Origin of the sequence: Actinoplanes sp. KI2 (assembly GCF_025630775.1) — a bacterium.
Taxonomy (GTDB): Bacteria; Actinomycetota; Actinomycetes; order Mycobacteriales; family Micromonosporaceae; genus Actinoplanes.
Genome location: NZ_JAOSZE010000020.1, coordinates 20,335 through 35,851, shown reverse-complemented (window position 1 = coordinate 35,851; position 15,517 = coordinate 20,335). Strand labels below are relative to the sequence as shown.

At 72.3% G+C, this 15,517-nt stretch carries 15 protein-coding genes; 8 read left to right on the top strand and 7 right to left on the bottom strand.

Annotated elements, in window-relative coordinates; genetic code table 11:
* Positions 1-8: 8 nt before the first annotated feature.
* Positions 9-983, bottom strand: coding sequence for a GlxA family transcriptional regulator (locus tag ODJ79_RS21745; protein ID WP_263025364.1), 975 nt, complete (start codon positions 981-983; stop codon positions 9-11).
* 19 nt (positions 984-1,002) lie between these two features.
* On the opposite strand from ODJ79_RS21745, the gene ODJ79_RS21740 reads away from it, so the two are divergent.
* The gene (locus tag ODJ79_RS21740; protein WP_263025363.1) at positions 1,003-1,764 is read left to right on the top strand and encodes an MBL fold metallo-hydrolase; all 762 of its coding nucleotides are present in this window, start codon (positions 1,003-1,005) and stop codon (positions 1,762-1,764) included.
* Between the two features lie 35 nt (positions 1,765-1,799).
* Here the strand turns inward: ODJ79_RS21740 and ODJ79_RS21735 are convergent, their stop codons facing one another.
* A complete protein-coding gene (locus ODJ79_RS21735) occupies positions 1,800-2,657 on the bottom strand; it encodes a LysR family transcriptional regulator (protein ID WP_263025362.1) in 858 nt (285 codons plus the stop codon).
* A gap of 68 nt (positions 2,658-2,725) precedes the next feature.
* Here ODJ79_RS21735 and ODJ79_RS21730 point away from each other — a divergent pair, with 68 nt between their 5' ends.
* Positions 2,726-3,607 (top strand): EamA family transporter, encoded by an 882-nt coding sequence (locus ODJ79_RS21730; RefSeq protein ID WP_263025361.1) that lies wholly within the window; start codon positions 2,726-2,728, stop codon positions 3,605-3,607.
* Entirely contained in the window at positions 3,604-4,581 is a 978-nt protein-coding gene (locus ODJ79_RS21725; RefSeq protein ID WP_263025360.1) for a redoxin domain-containing protein, read from the top strand. The genes ODJ79_RS21730 and ODJ79_RS21725 overlap by 4 nt, the downstream gene beginning before the upstream one ends.
* Here ODJ79_RS21725 and ODJ79_RS21720 read toward each other — a convergent pair.
* Genes ODJ79_RS21720 through ODJ79_RS21710 form a run of 3 tightly spaced genes read right to left on the bottom strand, consistent with a single transcriptional unit; the run spans position 4,568 to position 6,077 of the window.
* Entirely contained in the window at positions 4,568-4,813 is a 246-nt protein-coding gene (locus tag ODJ79_RS21720) for a bleomycin resistance protein (protein ID WP_263025359.1), read from the bottom strand. The two genes, ODJ79_RS21725 and ODJ79_RS21720, sit on opposite strands and share 14 nt — an antisense overlap.
* 43 nt (positions 4,814-4,856) lie before the next feature.
* A complete protein-coding gene (locus ODJ79_RS21715) occupies positions 4,857-5,429 on the bottom strand; it encodes a VanZ family protein (protein ID WP_263025358.1) in 573 nt (190 codons plus the stop codon).
* Positions 5,430-5,471: 42 nt separating this feature from the next.
* Positions 5,472-6,077 (bottom strand): helix-turn-helix transcriptional regulator, encoded by a 606-nt coding sequence (locus ODJ79_RS21710; protein ID WP_263025357.1) that lies wholly within the window; start codon positions 6,075-6,077, stop codon positions 5,472-5,474.
* Between the two features lie 368 nt (positions 6,078-6,445).
* Here ODJ79_RS21710 and ODJ79_RS21705 point away from each other — a divergent pair, with 368 nt between their 5' ends.
* On the top strand, positions 6,446-7,567 hold the full coding sequence (locus ODJ79_RS21705; protein ID WP_263025356.1) for a 5-methyltetrahydropteroyltriglutamate--homocysteine S-methyltransferase: 1,122 nt from the start codon (positions 6,446-6,448) through the stop codon (positions 7,565-7,567).
* Between the two features lie 371 nt (positions 7,568-7,938).
* Here ODJ79_RS21705 and ODJ79_RS21700 read toward each other — a convergent pair whose 3' ends face one another.
* On the bottom strand, positions 7,939-9,246 hold the full coding sequence (locus ODJ79_RS21700) for a glycosyltransferase (RefSeq protein ID WP_263025355.1): 1,308 nt from the start codon (positions 9,244-9,246) through the stop codon (positions 7,939-7,941).
* A 292-nt stretch (positions 9,247-9,538) separates the two neighbouring features.
* Between ODJ79_RS21700 and ODJ79_RS21695 the strand changes: the two genes are divergently transcribed.
* Genes ODJ79_RS21695 through ODJ79_RS21680 form a run of 4 tightly spaced genes read left to right on the top strand, consistent with a single transcriptional unit; the run spans position 9,539 to position 14,380 of the window.
* Positions 9,539-11,404, top strand: coding sequence for a polysaccharide biosynthesis protein (locus tag ODJ79_RS21695; RefSeq protein ID WP_263025354.1), 1,866 nt, complete (start codon positions 9,539-9,541; stop codon positions 11,402-11,404).
* Positions 11,405-12,661, top strand: a complete 1,257-nt coding sequence (locus ODJ79_RS21690; RefSeq protein WP_263025353.1) for a nucleotide sugar dehydrogenase — start codon at positions 11,405-11,407, stop codon at positions 12,659-12,661.
* Entirely contained in the window at positions 12,658-13,302 is a 645-nt protein-coding gene (locus tag ODJ79_RS21685; RefSeq protein WP_263025352.1) for a sugar transferase, read from the top strand. The genes ODJ79_RS21690 and ODJ79_RS21685 overlap by 4 nt, the downstream gene beginning before the upstream one ends.
* Positions 13,280-14,380: a hypothetical protein gene (locus ODJ79_RS21680; RefSeq protein WP_263025351.1), complete on the top strand. Its 1,101-nt coding sequence runs from the start codon at positions 13,280-13,282 to the stop codon at positions 14,378-14,380. The genes ODJ79_RS21685 and ODJ79_RS21680 overlap by 23 nt, the downstream gene beginning before the upstream one ends.
* Here the strand turns inward: ODJ79_RS21680 and ODJ79_RS21675 are convergent.
* A complete protein-coding gene (locus ODJ79_RS21675; RefSeq protein ID WP_263025350.1) occupies positions 14,261-15,514 on the bottom strand; it encodes an FAD-dependent monooxygenase in 1,254 nt (417 codons plus the stop codon). The genes ODJ79_RS21680 and ODJ79_RS21675 overlap by 120 nt on opposite strands.
* Between the last annotated feature and the right edge of the window lie 3 nt (positions 15,515-15,517).

Sequence of the window (15,517 nt, the reverse complement as noted above, 5' to 3'; positions counted from 1 at the left end):
CTCCATGATCAGCCGGGTGTGGTACGGAAGCTGGCGCGGTAGGACTGCGGTGAGACGCCCAGGATGCGCCGGAAGTGCGGGCGCATCGCCACGCCGTCGGTGAAGCCGCTGGCCCGCGCCACCGCGTCGACGGTGAGGTCGCTGCCGGCCAGCAGGTCCTGGGCGTGCAGGACGCGCTGGTGGAGCAACCATTGCAGCGGTGAGCAGCCGGCCGCCTCGCGGAAGCGGCGGTCGAAGGTGCGGCGGCTGACATGCGCGACCGCGGCGAGCCGGTCGACGTCGAGCGCCGGGTCGGCGAGGTGACCGAGCGCGTGACTCATCGCGTCGGCGACCGCGTCGCCGGCCGGCAGGCGCGGGATCGGGCGGTCGACGAACTGGGTCTGGCCGCCGGGCCGTTGCGGCGCCACCACCAGCGCGCGGGCCGCGGCGTTGGCGACCTCGGGGCCGTGCTCGCGACGCAGCAGGTGCAGGCAGGCGTCGAGGCCGGCGGCGCTGCCCGCGCTGGTGACCACCGTGCCCTCGTCGACGTAGAGCGCGTCGTCGACGACCTTGATCGCCGGGTGTTCCCGGGCCAGGCCGGACAGGTACCGCCAGTGGGTGGTGGCGTGGCGGCCGTCGAGCAGGCCGGCCTCGGCGAGCACGAACGCGCCGAGGCACAGCCCGACCACGGTGGCGCCCTCGTCGTGAGCCCGGCGCAGGCGGGCGAGGATCTCGGCACGCACCGGCGGACCGCCCGGTTGCCGCCAGCCGGGGACGATGACCAGGCCGGCGTCGTCGAGCGCGTCGACCGGGCAGGGCGCGGTGAGGGTGATGCCGGCCGTGGTGGTCATCGGACCGTCGTGCTCGCCGGCGACGCGCACGTCGAACCGCGGGCCGCCTCGCGCGGTGTGGTCGAAGCCGAACACCCGCGGCGCGACCGCGACCTCGAGCATCGGCGCGTCGTCGCCGATCAGGATGCCGACCGTGGTGCGACTGCGGGTCATGGCTTGAACCTATCGCAGGATGTCTTTCCAGCCACTGCGCCTCGGCTCGGCGCCGCCGGAGGATGTGCGCATGACCTTCCGCTCCTTCGGCGGCCCCACCGTGGCGTTCACGTTCGGCGGGCTGTCGTTTCTGACCGATCCGACCTTCGACGAGCCGGGCGACTACCCGATCGGCGATCGCAAACTGACCAAGACCGCTCCGCCGGCCGGCCCGCCCGAAGCCGCCGACGTGGTGCTGCTGTCGCACGATCAGCACCCGGACAATCTCGATCGGGCCGGTCGGCGGGTCGCGCTCGCGGCGCCGCTCGTGCTGAGCACGCCGACCGCCGCTGCGCGGCTCGGCGACCCGGTCCGGGGACTCGCGCCCTGGGAGACGATCGAGCTGCACGTTGGCGTACGCGTCACCGCCGTCCCCGCGCAGCACGGTCCGGACGGCTCGGAACCCCTGGTCGGCCCGGTCACCGGCTTCGTCCTGGCGGCCGCCGCCGAGCCGACCGTCTACGTCAGCGGCGACAACGCCTCGCTGCGCGTGGTGCGGGAGATCGCCGACCGCTTCCCGTCGATCGCGGTCGCCGTGCTCTTCGGCGGAGCGGCCCGCACCCCACTCGTCGGCGACGCGAACCTGACCCTCTCCGGCGCGGGGATGGCCGAGGCGGCCCGCATCCTGGGCGTCGAAACGGTCATACCCGCGCATGTGGACAGCTGGTCGCACTTCACCGAGGGCATCGACGACGTGCGCGCAGCCTTCGAGGCGGCCGGCCTCACCCACCTCCTGAAATGAGCGAACCGCTCGGTCGGTCGGGGTGGGCGGACCGATCAGCGGCCGGAGATGAGCGAGCGGGCCAGCGCGACCAGTTCGGACAGTCGCGGCGGGGGGTCGTCGCGCCACCAGGCGAGCCGCACCTCGATCGGCGGGGCATCGCGCACCGGGCGGTAGGCGACGCCCGGTCGTGGGTTCTGGTTTGCGGTCGCCTCCGAGGTCACGCCGACCGCCTGGCCGGCCGCGATCAGAGTCAGCCATTCGTCGACGCCGTGCGACTCGCGGGTCGAGACCGGTGCGTGACCGGGCGGCCACAGTCCGGGCGTGGTCGTTCCGGTGCGGCTGTCCAGCGCGACCGTGTAGCGCGCGAGCTCGGCCATCCGCACCGACCGCCGCCGGGCGAGTGCGTTGTCGGTGGCGACCGCGGCGTACCGGGCCTCCGAACCGATCAGCGCCGTCGCGAAGCGATCGTCGTCGAGGGGGCGGCGCAGGACCGCCACATCGGCGACCCCCTCGGCCAGGCCGGCGGTCGACGTGCCGGACTGCACGAAGACCAGCGGCACGCCGGGATGCGCGGACTGCCACGCCCGCTGCAGCCGCCTGGTGTGCTTGCCCAGCGCCGCCCAGGCGTACCCGATCCGCAGCTCTTGATGGTGCCGGGCGACCGTTCGTTCGAGATGGGTGACCTCCTCGAGCACCCGGCGGGCGGCCGGCAGCACCCGGGCGCCGGTCGCGGTCAGCGTCACCTGCCGGGTGGTGCGCTGCAACAGCCGCGCGCCCAGCGCCGCCTCCAGCCCGGCGATCGCTCGCGACACCGCTGCCTGCGAAAGTCCCAGGTCGATGGCCGCCTCGGTGAACGTGCCGGCGTCGGCGACCGCGACCAGCGCCGCCAGGTGACGCAGCTGCACATTCATGCGCGCAGCGTATAACCGCGACGGTCCACGCATTTCTCTTCACGATCGGAAACCCGCACGCTGAGCCGATGAGCACCGGAACCGTCGCCGGCATCGGGGCGATGCTCGGCAGCGCCGCGAGCAACCAGGTCGGCGCCGCGATCGGTGCCCAGGCCTTCCCGCTGATCGGGCCGGCCGGCGTGGTCGCCGTCCGCCAGGTCGTCGCGGCCGCCGTGCTGCTGCCCGCCGCCCGCCCGGACATCCGCCGCTTCACCTGGTCGCAATGGTGGCCGACGCTGCTGCTCGCCCTCGTGTTCGCGACCATGAACCTCAGCCTCTACACGGCCATCGACCGGGTCGGCCTCGGTCTCGCGGTGACGCTCGAGTTCCTCGGCCCGCTCGCCGTGGCGCTGGCCGGCTCCCGTACCCGCACGGATCTGCTCTGCGCCGGCATCGCGGCGACCGGCGTCTATGTCCTGGTGCTGCCCGGCCGGTCGAGCGACTACCTCGGCGTCGGCCTCGGCCTGCTCGCGGCGGCGTGCTGGGCCGCGTACATCCTGCTCAACCGCCTGGTCGGCGCGCGCCTGCCCGGCCTGCAGGCCCCCGCGGTGGCGGCCACCTGCTGCGTGCTGCTCTACCTCCCGGTGCTGCTGACGATCAAAACCGAGGGCCTTCCGTACGCCGTGACCGCCGGCCTGCTGAGCTCGGCCGTCCCCTACGCCGCCGATCTGATCGTGCTGCGGCACGTCCCGGCCCGGCTCTTCGGCGTCTTCATGAGCTGCCATCCGGTGCTCGCCACGCTGGCCGGCGTCGCCCTGCTCGGCCAGCTCCCGGCGGCGCACCGGTGGGCCGGAATGGTCCTGGTGGTGACGGCCAACGCGCTGGCCGTCACCACCGCTACGCGGGACCGGGTGCGCCGCGGGCCCCGGCGCTGCCATCGTGGAGGCATCGGAGACAGGGGGACGAGATGACGCCACATTGGCTGCACGGATCGGCGGCGGGGCTGCCGGTCGAGGGTGAACTGCCGGGCTTCGAGGGCGCGACCGGATGGCTCAACTCGCCGCCCCTGACCCGGCACGAGTTGCACGGGCGGGTGGTACTGGTCAACTTCTGGACGTACACCTGCGTGAACTGGCTGCGCCAGCTGCCGTACGTGCGGGCCTGGGCCGCCAAGTACGCGAGCAAGCGCCTGGTCGTGGTCGGCGTGCACACCCCGGAGTTCGGCTTCGAGCACGACCCGGGCAACGTCCGCCGTGAGGCGCAGGGCGACGCGGTCGGCTACCCGGTCGCGCTGGACAACGACTACGCGGTCTGGCGGGCGTTCGACAACCACTACTGGCCGGCCCTGTACCTGGCCGACGGCCAGGGCCGGATCCGGTACCACCACTTCGGCGAGGGCGAGTACGCCCGTACGGAAATGGCGATCCAACGTCTCGTGGACGACCCCGACCGCACGGTGGTGTCGGTCGAGCCGCGGCCGGTCGAGGTCGCCGCCGACTGGTCGACGCTGCGGTCGCCGGAGAACTACACCGGATACGAACGCGCCGAGCGCTTCGCCTCGCCGGACGGCTTCTTCCCCGGCAAACCGCACCGCTACGACGCGCCCGACCGGCTCCGTCTGAACGAGTGGGCGCTGGCCGGCGACTGGACGGTGGGGGAGCAGGCCACCGTCGCGACCGCGGCCGGCGGGCGGATCCTGAACCGGTTCCACGCCCGCGATCTCAACCTGGTGATGGGCGCGCCCGGCCCGGTCCGCTTCCAGCTGCTGCTCGACGGCCGGCCACCGGGCACGGCGGCCGGCGCGGACATCGACCCGGACGGGTACGGCGAGATCGGCGATCGGCGGCTCTATCAGCTGGTCCGCCAGAGCGACGTCGCCGACCGCACCGCCGAGATCACCTTCCTCGACCCGGGCGCCGAGACCTACAGCTTCACCTTCGGCTGACTGCCTCGGGCGGCACGACGATGCCCTTGACGTCGGCCATGTACTTGTCACCGAACGCGACGGCGTCCTTCTCGCCGTCGCCGTTGCGGCGGGCCACCATGTAGGCGGCATACCAGTCCCACCAGTCGTGCGGCGGCGCCACCGCCTCGAACGAGCCGTGGTGCTCGGCCGTGTCCTTCAGCAGCGCGGCCAGGTCGGCGATGTCCTTGCTCTTCTCGTTCACCTCGGTCATGCACCCAAGACTGGCCCGCGCGCGGCCCGGGCGCACCCGGGATTCACCCTGGCTCCGCCGCCGGGGTGGGTTCCGGCGTCGGCGGGCCGGCCGCCGCGACCAGCCGGCGCACGGCGGCCAGGCGCAGCAGTCGATCGAATGCGAGGTAACCGACATAGACGCCGAGCACATTCGCGATGATGTCCATCGTCTCGGCCCAGCGATTGTCGTGCACGGTCAGGATCAGCACGGCCTGGGTGATCTCTATCGACGCGCTGAGCAGCAGGCCGAACCGAAGCACCCGCATTTTGTCGCGAATCCCGAAGACCACGTGCAGCGCCGCCGCGAACGGCAATGTCATCACGACATTCAAAGCAGAATCGCGGGGGCGTACGTGGAGGAACGGGATCGGATTGATCCGGAAGTACTCCGGTGCGGTGCCCCAGGACAGATGCAGCGGCAGCAGGGTCGCGCCCACGACGGCCACCGCGTACCACGCGGCCAGCCAGGTCGCCGCGAGGCGGAGCGGGGTCGCCTGCGCGCGGCGGCGCAACACGAGCCAGGACACGACCATCAGGAGCACGCCGAGCGGCAGCAGGATCGGCGGCCCGGGGACGACGAAATAAGGGTGCTGCATCTCCGCCAACGGTACGTGCCGGGCCGGGCCGTCAGCGGAAGTTCAGTGCAACCAGCCGTCCTTGCGAGCGATCCGGATCGCGTCCAGCCGGTTGCGCGCACCGGTCTTCGAGATGATCGCCGAGAGGTAGTTGCGGACCGTGCCGCCGGACAGGTAAAGCCGGCTGGCGATGTCCTTGACCGACTCACCCTCCGCCGCGAGCCCGAGAACCTCCAGCTCACGCGTGCTCAGCGCGCGATCGGCGTTGAGCGATGCGGCCTGCAGCATGGGCGACACCACCCGCTCGCCGTTGGCCAGCCGGCGCACCGAGTCGGCCAGCAGCGTCTCGGAAGCGCCCTTTACCAGGAAGTTGAGCCCGGCCGCCCGGCGCCGGGGCGGGAGCATGCCGCGCTTGGCCGGATCGGAGAGCACCAGCATCGCGCAGGACGGGATCGCGGCGTGCAGGTCGGAGGCGAACGGCAGCAGCTGGCTCACCATGTACTCGGTGTCGAACACGATCACCGTGGGCCACAGCTGCACGGACCGCTCGACCAGGCCGCCGTCCAGCGGCAGCGTCGCGACGTAGTGCATGTCGGGTTTGGACTCGATCAGCGCGCGCACCGGGACCCCGAAATATCCCTCGTCCCGCACCACCAGAACCCGGATCATGCGACCACCTCGCCAGTGCGAACCTCGTTACCTCTCCACCGCTACTTGTCCATTCGGAGCCGTCGGTGGCGGAGACTGCCGCCCCGGCGCAAAAAGATTTGTGCCACTCATTTACCGAACCTGCTCACCGCTTCAACGTACTGCCCGCTGTCACGCGCCACACCGCGAGAAAGCCGATCGACCGAGGCAGATCTGGCGGATCTTCGCGCAGGCCAGCCGAAATGGCCGCAGGAGTCCAGAAGCGACTATCTGAAACATTGGCCATGTCGCTCGTTTCCCCCTTCTCCGGACATCTTCGGGACGCGCGCTTCGGTCGCCGGCGGGCGTATGCTCCCGGGACAGAATCTTCCCGTCTGGGGGTACCTGCGATGACGCTCCGCGACACCCCGCCGTTCCGCGCCGACCACGTCGGCAGCCTCCTGCGCCCGCGGCGCCTGCTCGACGCCCGGCAGCAGCACGCCGACGGCAAGATCGACGCCGACGAGCTGCGCGCCGCCGAGGACGACGCGATCCGCGACGTCGTCCGCATGCAGCGCGAGGTCGGCCTGCGCTCGGCCACCGACGGCGAGTTCCGCCGCACGTCCTGGCACATGGACTTCATCTATCGGCTCGGCGGCATCCACCCCACCAGCGAGAAGATCCAGGTGCACTTCCGTAACGCGGCCGGTGAGCTCGACTTCGAGTCGGCCGCGCTGGCCATCGACGAGCCGGTCCGGCTCACCGAGACCATTTTCGGCGACGACTTCGCGTTCCTGAACGGGATTGTCGGCGACGGCGTCACCGCCAAACTGACCATCCCGTCGCCGAGCATGGTGCACTACCGCGGCGGGATGGCCGCGATCGATCCGGCCGTCTACCCCGATCACGAGCGGTTCTGGTCGGACCTGAGCGCCGCGTACGCCGAGCAGGTCAGCCGGATCGCCGCGCTCGGCTGCCGCTACCTCCAGCTCGACGACACCAGCCTGGCCTACCTGAACGACCCGGCGCAGCGACGGCTGCTGACCGAGCGCGGCGACGACGCCGAACACCAGCACCTGCGCTACATCAAGCAGATCAACGCGGCGATCGCCGACCGCCCGGCCGGCCTGGCCGTGACCACGCACATGTGCCGGGGCAACTTCCGCTCGTCCTGGGCCGCCGAGGGCGGGTACGACTTCGTGGCCGAGGCGCTCTTCAGCGAGCTGGCGGTCGACGGGTTCTTCCTCGAGTACGACGACGACCGGTCGGGCGGGTTCGCCCCGCTGCGTTTCGTGCCGCCGGGCAAGTCGGTGGTGCTCGGCCTGGTGACCACGAAGCGCGGGGCCCTCGAGTCGAAGGACACCCTGAAGCGCCGGATCGACGAGGCGAGTAAGTACGTGCCGCTCGAGCAGCTGTGCCTGTCACCGCAGTGCGGCTTCTCGTCGACGGTCGAGGGCAACGTGCTCTCCTACGACGAGGAGGTCGCCAAGCTGCGCCTGATCGTCGAGACCGCCGAGGAGGTCTGGGGATAGCGGGGTTTGGGGAAAGACCGGAGTGGGAGACCTGAGCGTTTCCCTTCCGCTGCTCTTACCGTACGAGCGCAAGACGAGTCCCCGGCGTGCCAGGGCCGCTGGTTGCAACACCCGCCCCGACCCCGGCCGCCGGGTGGGCCCGGACCAAGACCGGACCGCGCGCTGGCCGCCCCCGACCTGAACCACGCGCTGGCTGCCCCGGACGCGGCCGCGCGTTGGCTGCTCCGGAAAGGACCGCGCGGTAGCCGCCCCGGACCTGACCGCGCGGGGCGGCCGGGCCGGATCGCGTGGGGCGGCCGGGCCGGATTGCGCGGGGCGGTCGAGCGGGGTGCTGCGCAGCCCCGGTGCCGCGGGCTGGGTGAGGCGGTGGCTCACGTGTGCGGGGCGGCCGGATCGCCGGTGCGCCGGTAGACCCGATCGACCTCGTCGGCGAAGTGGTCGGCGTCGTAGCGGGCACCGGCCGTGCGCGGCGGCAGCCGGCGGAAGTCGCGCTCCTGGCAGCAGAGCAGTTCGACGCGCAGTGCCCGCGGCAGGGACTCGCGGTCGTGCGGGGTGAGCCGTTTCGCACCCTCGATCGGGGCCGTGGGCGCGTCGAGCGGGGTGGCCGCCATGTCGAGCGGGGTGGCACGCGTGCCGACCGGGGTGGCAGGCGCGACCGGGGAGGCGGGCCCGTCGACCGGGACGGCGGGCGCGTCGAGCGGGGCGGCAGGCGCGGGCCGGGCGGCGGGCGCGTCGACCTGGGCGTCAGGCGTGGGCCGGGCGGCGGGCGGGTCGAGCGGGGCGGGCCCACGGAGCGGGGCGGGCGGGTCGTGCGCGGCGGGCGTGTCGAGCGGCTCGCAGCGGGCGTAGATCGCGGGCAGCCCGGCCGCGAGCGCCTCCAGCACGACCAGCCCGTACGTCCGCTCGCACGGTGACGCGAAGACGTCCATCGCGCAGAGCATCTCCCGCGCGTGCGCGACCGCCCCGGCGAACACCACCCGGTCGGCGATGCCCTCGATGGCGGCCAGCCGCTCCAGCGCGTCGCGGGCGGGGCCGTCGCCGACCAGCAGCAGGGTGGCGCCGGGCACCTCGCCGACGGCCCGGATCAGCCGGTCGAAGCGCTCGCCGGGCTCGAGCCGGCCGACGCCGCCGACCACCGCGGCGCCGGCCGGGATGCCGAGCCGGGCGCGGACCGCGGCGCGCAGGGCGGGGTCGAAGCGGAACTCGTCGGCGGCGACCGCCTTGGGGATCACCGCGATCCGCTCGTCCGGCACCCCCCAGCCGCGCAGCCGGTCGGCGACCGATCGGGTGGCCGCGATGGTGACCCGGCCGAGCCGCTCGCCGGCCAGGTAGAACCGGCCGGCCTCGCCGGTGAGGTCATGCTCGGTGGCGACGACCCGGGGCACGCCGGCCAGCCGGGCCGCGACCCGGCCGGGCAGGCAGGCCCGGTGGACGTGGGTGTGCACGAGGTCGAAGTGGCCGCGGCGGATGAGCCGCCGCAGGCGAACGACGGCGGTGACGTCGCGGCGGTCGTCGAGCTCGTGCACGGTCGTGCCGCCGGCCCGCAGCGCGTCCGCGACCGCGCCCGGGCGGGAGAGCGTGACCACCTCGCTCTCGTGCGGCAGGCGGCGCACCAGCAGGCGGAGCTGATGTTCGGGTCCGCCCTCGGCCAGCGCGCTGATGACATGCAGCACTCTCATGCCGACTCCATTTTCCGCCACCCCCGGAAATCGACGCTGCCAACCGATGGTCAGTAATGATAGAGGCAAATGTCACGGGTATCGTGAAACGTTCTTCATGTTTGCCAAAATCGCTTTCCTCGGCCGATCGGCCACGTTGGAGAGGCCAAATGGCCTGGTAGAAGCACGTGCAGAACAAACATGAAATGTGCTCGCATTGCTCGTGACAATTGCTACTGTGCCTGTCCGGCGAGCTGCTGGCACGCTCCGAAAAGGAATTGTCGAGCATTTTATCGCGGGCAGGGGGCACCCGATGGAGTTACGGAGGGCAGCGCCTGGCGAATGGCGGCTGGGCAGCCCGCTCTGGTGGACTGCCCTCCCCGGCCGGGCCGCACGAGCCGGCGCCGACGCGCTGGCCCTCGCGGTCGCCATGCTCATCGCGACGCTGCTGCGGCACGACGGCGACGTGGGGTACGTCGACTGCGGCGGGCTGATGGAGCTGGCCGCGGTCGCCGCCGTCGTGCAGTGCCTCGCCGGCATCCGGTTCGGGCTGTACACCGGACGGTGGTCGTACGGCTGCTTCGAGGAGATCGCGGCGCTCGCCCGGACCGCCGCGGTGACCACGCCCGCGGTGTTCGTGCTCGACACGCTGCTGGGCCGGCTGGTGCCGCGCTCGGCCATCATCGCCTCCGGCCTGATCGCATTGGTGCTTCAGGCCGGAGTGCGCTACACGGCGCGCCTGCTGCAGGACTCCCGCCTACGGCCGTCGCCCGAGCAGGGCAGCCGGGTGGTGGTGATGGGGGCCGGGGAGGGGGCGGCCCAGGTCGTCCGCGCGATGCTGCGCACACCGTCCAGCCCGTACGTCCCGGTCGCGCTGCTCGACGACGACCCGCGCAAGCGGAGTCTGCGCATCATGGGCGTGCCGGTCACCGGCAACCGGCAGGCGCTGCCCGAGGTGGTCCGCCGGTACCGCGCCGACGCCGTGCTCATCGCCATCCCGAGCGCCGGCGCCGACCTGGTGCGCGAGCTGAGCGCGCTCGCCGGGGAGATGAACGTCGACGTCAAGGTCGTGCCCCCGGTGGTCGAGCTGTTCGGCCGCACCGTACGCATCGAGGACATCCGCCCGGTCAGCCACGCCGATCTGCTCGGCCGTCGCGAGATCGGCATCGACCTGGCCGCGATCGCCGGCTATCTGGAGGGCCGGCGGGTGCTGGTCACCGGCGCCGGCGGGTCGATCGGCTCGGAGCTGTGCCGTCAGGTGGCCCCGTTCCACCCGGACCGGCTGGTGATGCTCGACCGGGACGAGTCCGGCCTGCACGCCGTGCAGCTGTCGCTGGACGGCCGCGGCCTGCTCGACGACCGCAATCTCGTGGTCGCCGACATCCGCGACCAGCAGCGCCTCGACGAGGTGTTCCGCGAGCACCGGCCGCAGGTGGTGTTCCACGCCGCGGCGCTCAAACACCTGCCGCTGCTGGAGATGCACCCCTCCGAGGCGCTCAAGACGAACATCCTCGGCACCTACCAGGTGCTGCAGACGGCGCTGCGGCACGGCGTCGAGCGGTTCGTGAACATCTCCACCGACAAGGCCGCCGGCCCGTGCAGCGTGCTCGGCTACTCCAAGCGCATCACCGAGCGGCTCACCGCGGCCGCGGACGAGTCGTCGCCCGGCACGTACTGCAGCGTGCGGTTCGGCAACGTGCTGGGCAGCCGCGGGTCGGTGCTCACCGCGTTCGAGGCGCAGGTGGCCTCCGGCGGGCCGATCACGGTGACCGACCCCGAGGTGTCCCGCTACTTCATGACCGTGCAGGAGGCGGTTCGCCTGGTCGTGCAGGCCGGTGCGCTGGACAGCGCGGGCGAGGTGCTGGTGCTGGACATGGGCGAGCCGGTGCGGATCGCCGACGTGGCCCGGCGGCTGGCCGAGACCGCCGACCGGCACATCCAGGTCGTCTACACCGGGCTGCGGCCCGGCGAGAAGCTGCACGAGGTGCTGCTCGGGCCGGGGGAGGAGGACCGGCGGCCGCATCACCCGCTGCTGTCGCAGGTGCCGGTGCCGCCGCTGGACGGCGCGGTGCTGTCGCTGCTCGATCCCACCGCGGCCCGTAAGGACCTGATCGCGGTGCTGCGGTGGCTGGCGGAGAGCCCGGCGCTGACCGTGGCCCACCGGAACGGGAGGCACTGAATGCGAGTCGTGGTGGTCGGGCAGGGGTACGTGGGTCTGCCGCTCGCCGTGCGGGCGGCCCAGGTCGGGCACGACGTGGTCGGCTTCGACGTCGACGAGGAGCGCATCAAGCGCCTCGCCGCCGCCGAGTCCTATGTGGATGACATCGCCTCGGAAACCGTGCGGGAGATCCTGGATGCCGGAACGTTCCACCCCGCGTCCGATCCGCGTGCCTGCGCCGGCTTCGACGTGGCGGTGATTTCGGTGCCCACGCCGCTCCGCGAGGGCCTGCCGGATCTGTCATACATAGAAGGCGCCGCTCGGACGCTGGCCCGCTATCTGCGACCAGGCTCGACCGTGGCGCTGGAGTCGACCACCTATCCCGGCACGACCGGTGATCTCGTCGCCCCGATCCTCGAGGAGGGCTCCGGGCTCGTCGCCGGCGTCGACTTCTACCTCGGCTACAGCCCCGAGCGCATCGACCCGGGCAACCGGGAGTGGACGCTCGTGAGCACGCCCAAGGTCGTGAGCGGGATAAATCCAGATTCCTTGGAGAGCGTTCGGGCGTTCTACGCGTCGATCGTGGACACCGTCGTGCCGGTGAGCGACACCCGCGTCGCCGAGCTGGTCAAGCTGCTGGAGAACACGTTCCGGCACGTCAACATCGCGCTGGTCAACGAGCTGGCGGTGTACGCACACGGCCTCGGCATCGACGTCTGGGAGGCGATCGACGCCGCCGCCAGCAAGCCGTTCGGCTACCACAAGTTCGTGCCCGGACCGGGCGTCGGCGGCCACTGCCTGCCGATCGATCCGTCCTACCTGTCCTGGCGGGTGCAGCGCGCGCTCGGCCAGAGCTTCCGCTTCGTCGAGCTGGCCAACGACATCAACAACCACATGCCCGAGTACGTGTGCCGCCGCCTGGTCGCGGCCCTCAACCGGCAGCGGAAGGCGGTCAACGGCTCGACCGTGCTGCTGCTCGGCCTGGCGTACAAGCGGAACAGCGGCGACGCCCGGGAGTCGCCGGCCCGCCGGATCGCCGCCCTGCTGCTGGAGATGGGCGCCGACGTGCGCGCCGCCGACCCGCACGTGGTCGAGGACGCGCACATCGACTCCCGGGTGACGCTCGTGCCGCTCGACCCCGGGCAGGTCGCCGCCGCCGACGCGGTGCTGCTGCTCGCCGATCACGACGCCTTCGACCTCGACCTGGTGGTCCGGCACGCCGGATACGTGCTGGACACCCGCCATCGCCTGACCGGACCGACCGTGGAGTCGCTGTGACCAGGACAATGTGGGACCTCGCCAACCGTGTCATCGCCGCCCTGGCGCTGATCCTGCTCGCGCCGGCGCTGCTCGTGATCGCTGCCTGGATCCGGGTCGCCGACGGCAAGGGCGTGCTGTTCGTCCAGGACCGCGCGGGCCGCGACGGCGTGCCGTTCCGGATGTACAAGTTCCGATCGATGGTGCACGACTCGGTGAAGATGGCCGAGGAGATCGGGCTCAGCGACCCGTTCGGCCTGCTCCGGGACGATCCCCGGATCACCCGCTGCGGCCGGTTCCTGCGCCGCACCAGCCTGGACGAGCTGCCCCAGCTGGTGAACGTGCTGACCGGGCAGATGAACCTGGTCGGACCGCGGCCGGACGTGCTGCCGCAGGTCGCCAACTACACCGAACAGGACCGGCGGCGGCTCGAGGTCCGGCCGGGCATCACCGGCTGGGCGCAGGTCAACGGCCGGGAGGACATCGACTGGGCCCAGCGCTTCGTGCTCGATCGGTGGTATGTCGACCACTGGTCGCCCGCGCTCGACCTGCGCATCCTGTGGCGGACCGCGACCTCGCTGCAGCGCGGTGAGCCGCCGGTGCACGTCGACGAGCTCAACATCCAAAGGCGCCAGGCCCATGACGTACGCCGTGCCGCTTGAGATGGGGCCGCTGGATATCGGTTCGGAGTTCCACTGGGATCCGGCCGCATTGACCGCCGGCGGCGGCGACTGGCTGCCCGCCGGCGGCGAGTTGTTCGCCACCGGCTGCGGCGCGCTGACCGCCCTGCTCCGCCATCTGCGCCTGCGCGGCCGGCTGCACATCCCGTCCTACTTCTGCATGGGGGTCGCCGAGGCGCTTTCGGCCGAGATCCCGATCGCGTGGTACCGGCATCTGCCGGACGAGGGCGGCCCGCGCTGGGCGACGCTGCGCGCGCGCCCCGGTGACCTGGTGCTCGCCCAGAACCTGTTCGGACGGGATCACGGTGAGCCGTGGAACGACTGGATCGCGGCCCATCCGGCGGTCACCGTCGTCGAGGACCACTCACACGATCCGCTGAGCACCTGGGCTCGGAGCTCCCGGGCGCCGTTCGCCGTCGCCTCGCTGCGCAAGACGTTGCCGGTGCCCGACGGCGGCCTCCTCTGGTCGCCCCGCGGCCACCAGGTGCCGCGACCCGCCGGCGGAGAGAGCGAGGGCGCCCACCTCAAGCTGGCCGGCATGCTGCTCAAAGCGGCCTGGCTCGACGGTCGCCCGGTCGCCAAGGACGACTTCCGCGCGCTGCAGCAGCGCGGCGAGCACACCCTGCTCGGCGACGCCGGGCCGGCCAGCGCGTTCACCGCCGCCGTACTGCCGCTGCTGGACGCGGCCGGCCTGCGGCGGCAGGGTATCGACAACGCCCGCGCGCTGGCCGCCGAGGTACCGGTCGAGGCCGGCCCGTTCCGGGCGCAACTGGTCTGCGCCGACCAGAACCGGCGGGACGCCCTGCTGCGGCGGCTGGCCGCGCACGGCATCTACGCGCCGGTGCACTGGCGGCAGGACCGCGGCGGCGTGTGGAGCGGGGACGACGAGGCGGCCGACCTCGCCGCGCGGATGCTCACCGTCCCCGTCGACCATCGCTGCTCAGCCGCCGACGTGCGCCGGATCGCGGCGGTGCTGCTCGCCGCCCCCGAAACCGCCGCCCCCGAACCCGCCGGCGCCGGCGCCGCCCGACCGGCGCCGCGCCCGGCTCCAGCGGCGTAGCGTCAGCGCCTGGCGCAGCATCGCCCGCGACGGGCCGCTCTGCGTCGACACGTGCAGCAGATAGCGCCACAGCGGGTACTCGCCGCGCCGGTTGGACAGCGCGTAGGAGAACTGCTTGGCGGGCAGGTCGCCGTACTGGTCCATCCGCTCGAACCACTCACTGCTCGCCAGCGCCGCCTGCTGCAGCGGGGCCAGTGCCGCCTTGCGGGTGTGCTCGTAACGCTCCAGGGACGCGCCCAGATCATCGCTCGGGGACAGGGCCGAGGCCAGGGCCATCGCGTCCTGCATGGCCAGCTTCGTGCCGGAACCGATCGCGAAGTGCGTCGTGTGCGCGGCGTCGCCCATCAGCACCGTGGTCCCGAGGTCCCAGCGGCGGTTGGTGACCCGGCGGAAGCTCATCCAGCCGGTGCCGCCGCTCTCGGCCCGCTGGTCGATCAGCGGCTCGCCGTCCAGGTGCGCGGCGAAGATGCCGGCCAGCCGGTCGCAGCCGTCCCGTCCGGTAAGCTCGCCGAAGCCCAGCCCGGCCCACGTCTGTGGCGTGCATTCGACGATGAACGTGCTCGCCTCGTCGGTGAACGGATAGGCATGGAACCAGATCCAGCCGGCCTCGGTCTTCTCGAAGCCGAACGTGAACGTGCGGAACACCTTCGGCGTGCCGAGCCAGATGTAGCGGTTGCGACCGTAGGCGGTCTCGGCGCCGAAGTGCGCGGCGTTCTGCTCCCGGATCCGGCTGCCCGCGCCGTCGCAGGCGACCACCAGATCGGACGCGGGCACGTCCGCCACCTCCGATCGGTAGCGCAGGTCGACGCCCAGTTCGACCGCGCGGGCCGACAGGATGTCGAGCAGCCGATGCCGGCCCAGGCTGAACCCGTACCCGGCCAGGTGGTTGACCGCCTTGCCGGTGGCCCGGACCGCGTACTCGTCCCACTTGTAGGCGGCGTCCCAGATCCGGCGGGCGCTGGCCGGGTCGTGCCGGAACAGGTCGTCGAGCAGGTCGTCCCAGAACACCACGCCCCAGCCGTAGGTGACGCCGGCCGGGTTGCGCTCCAGCACGGTGACCTCGTGCCCGGCCTTGCGCGCCAGGATCGCGAAGTAGAGGCCGGCGGGACCGCCGCCGACACAGGTGATCCGCATGGC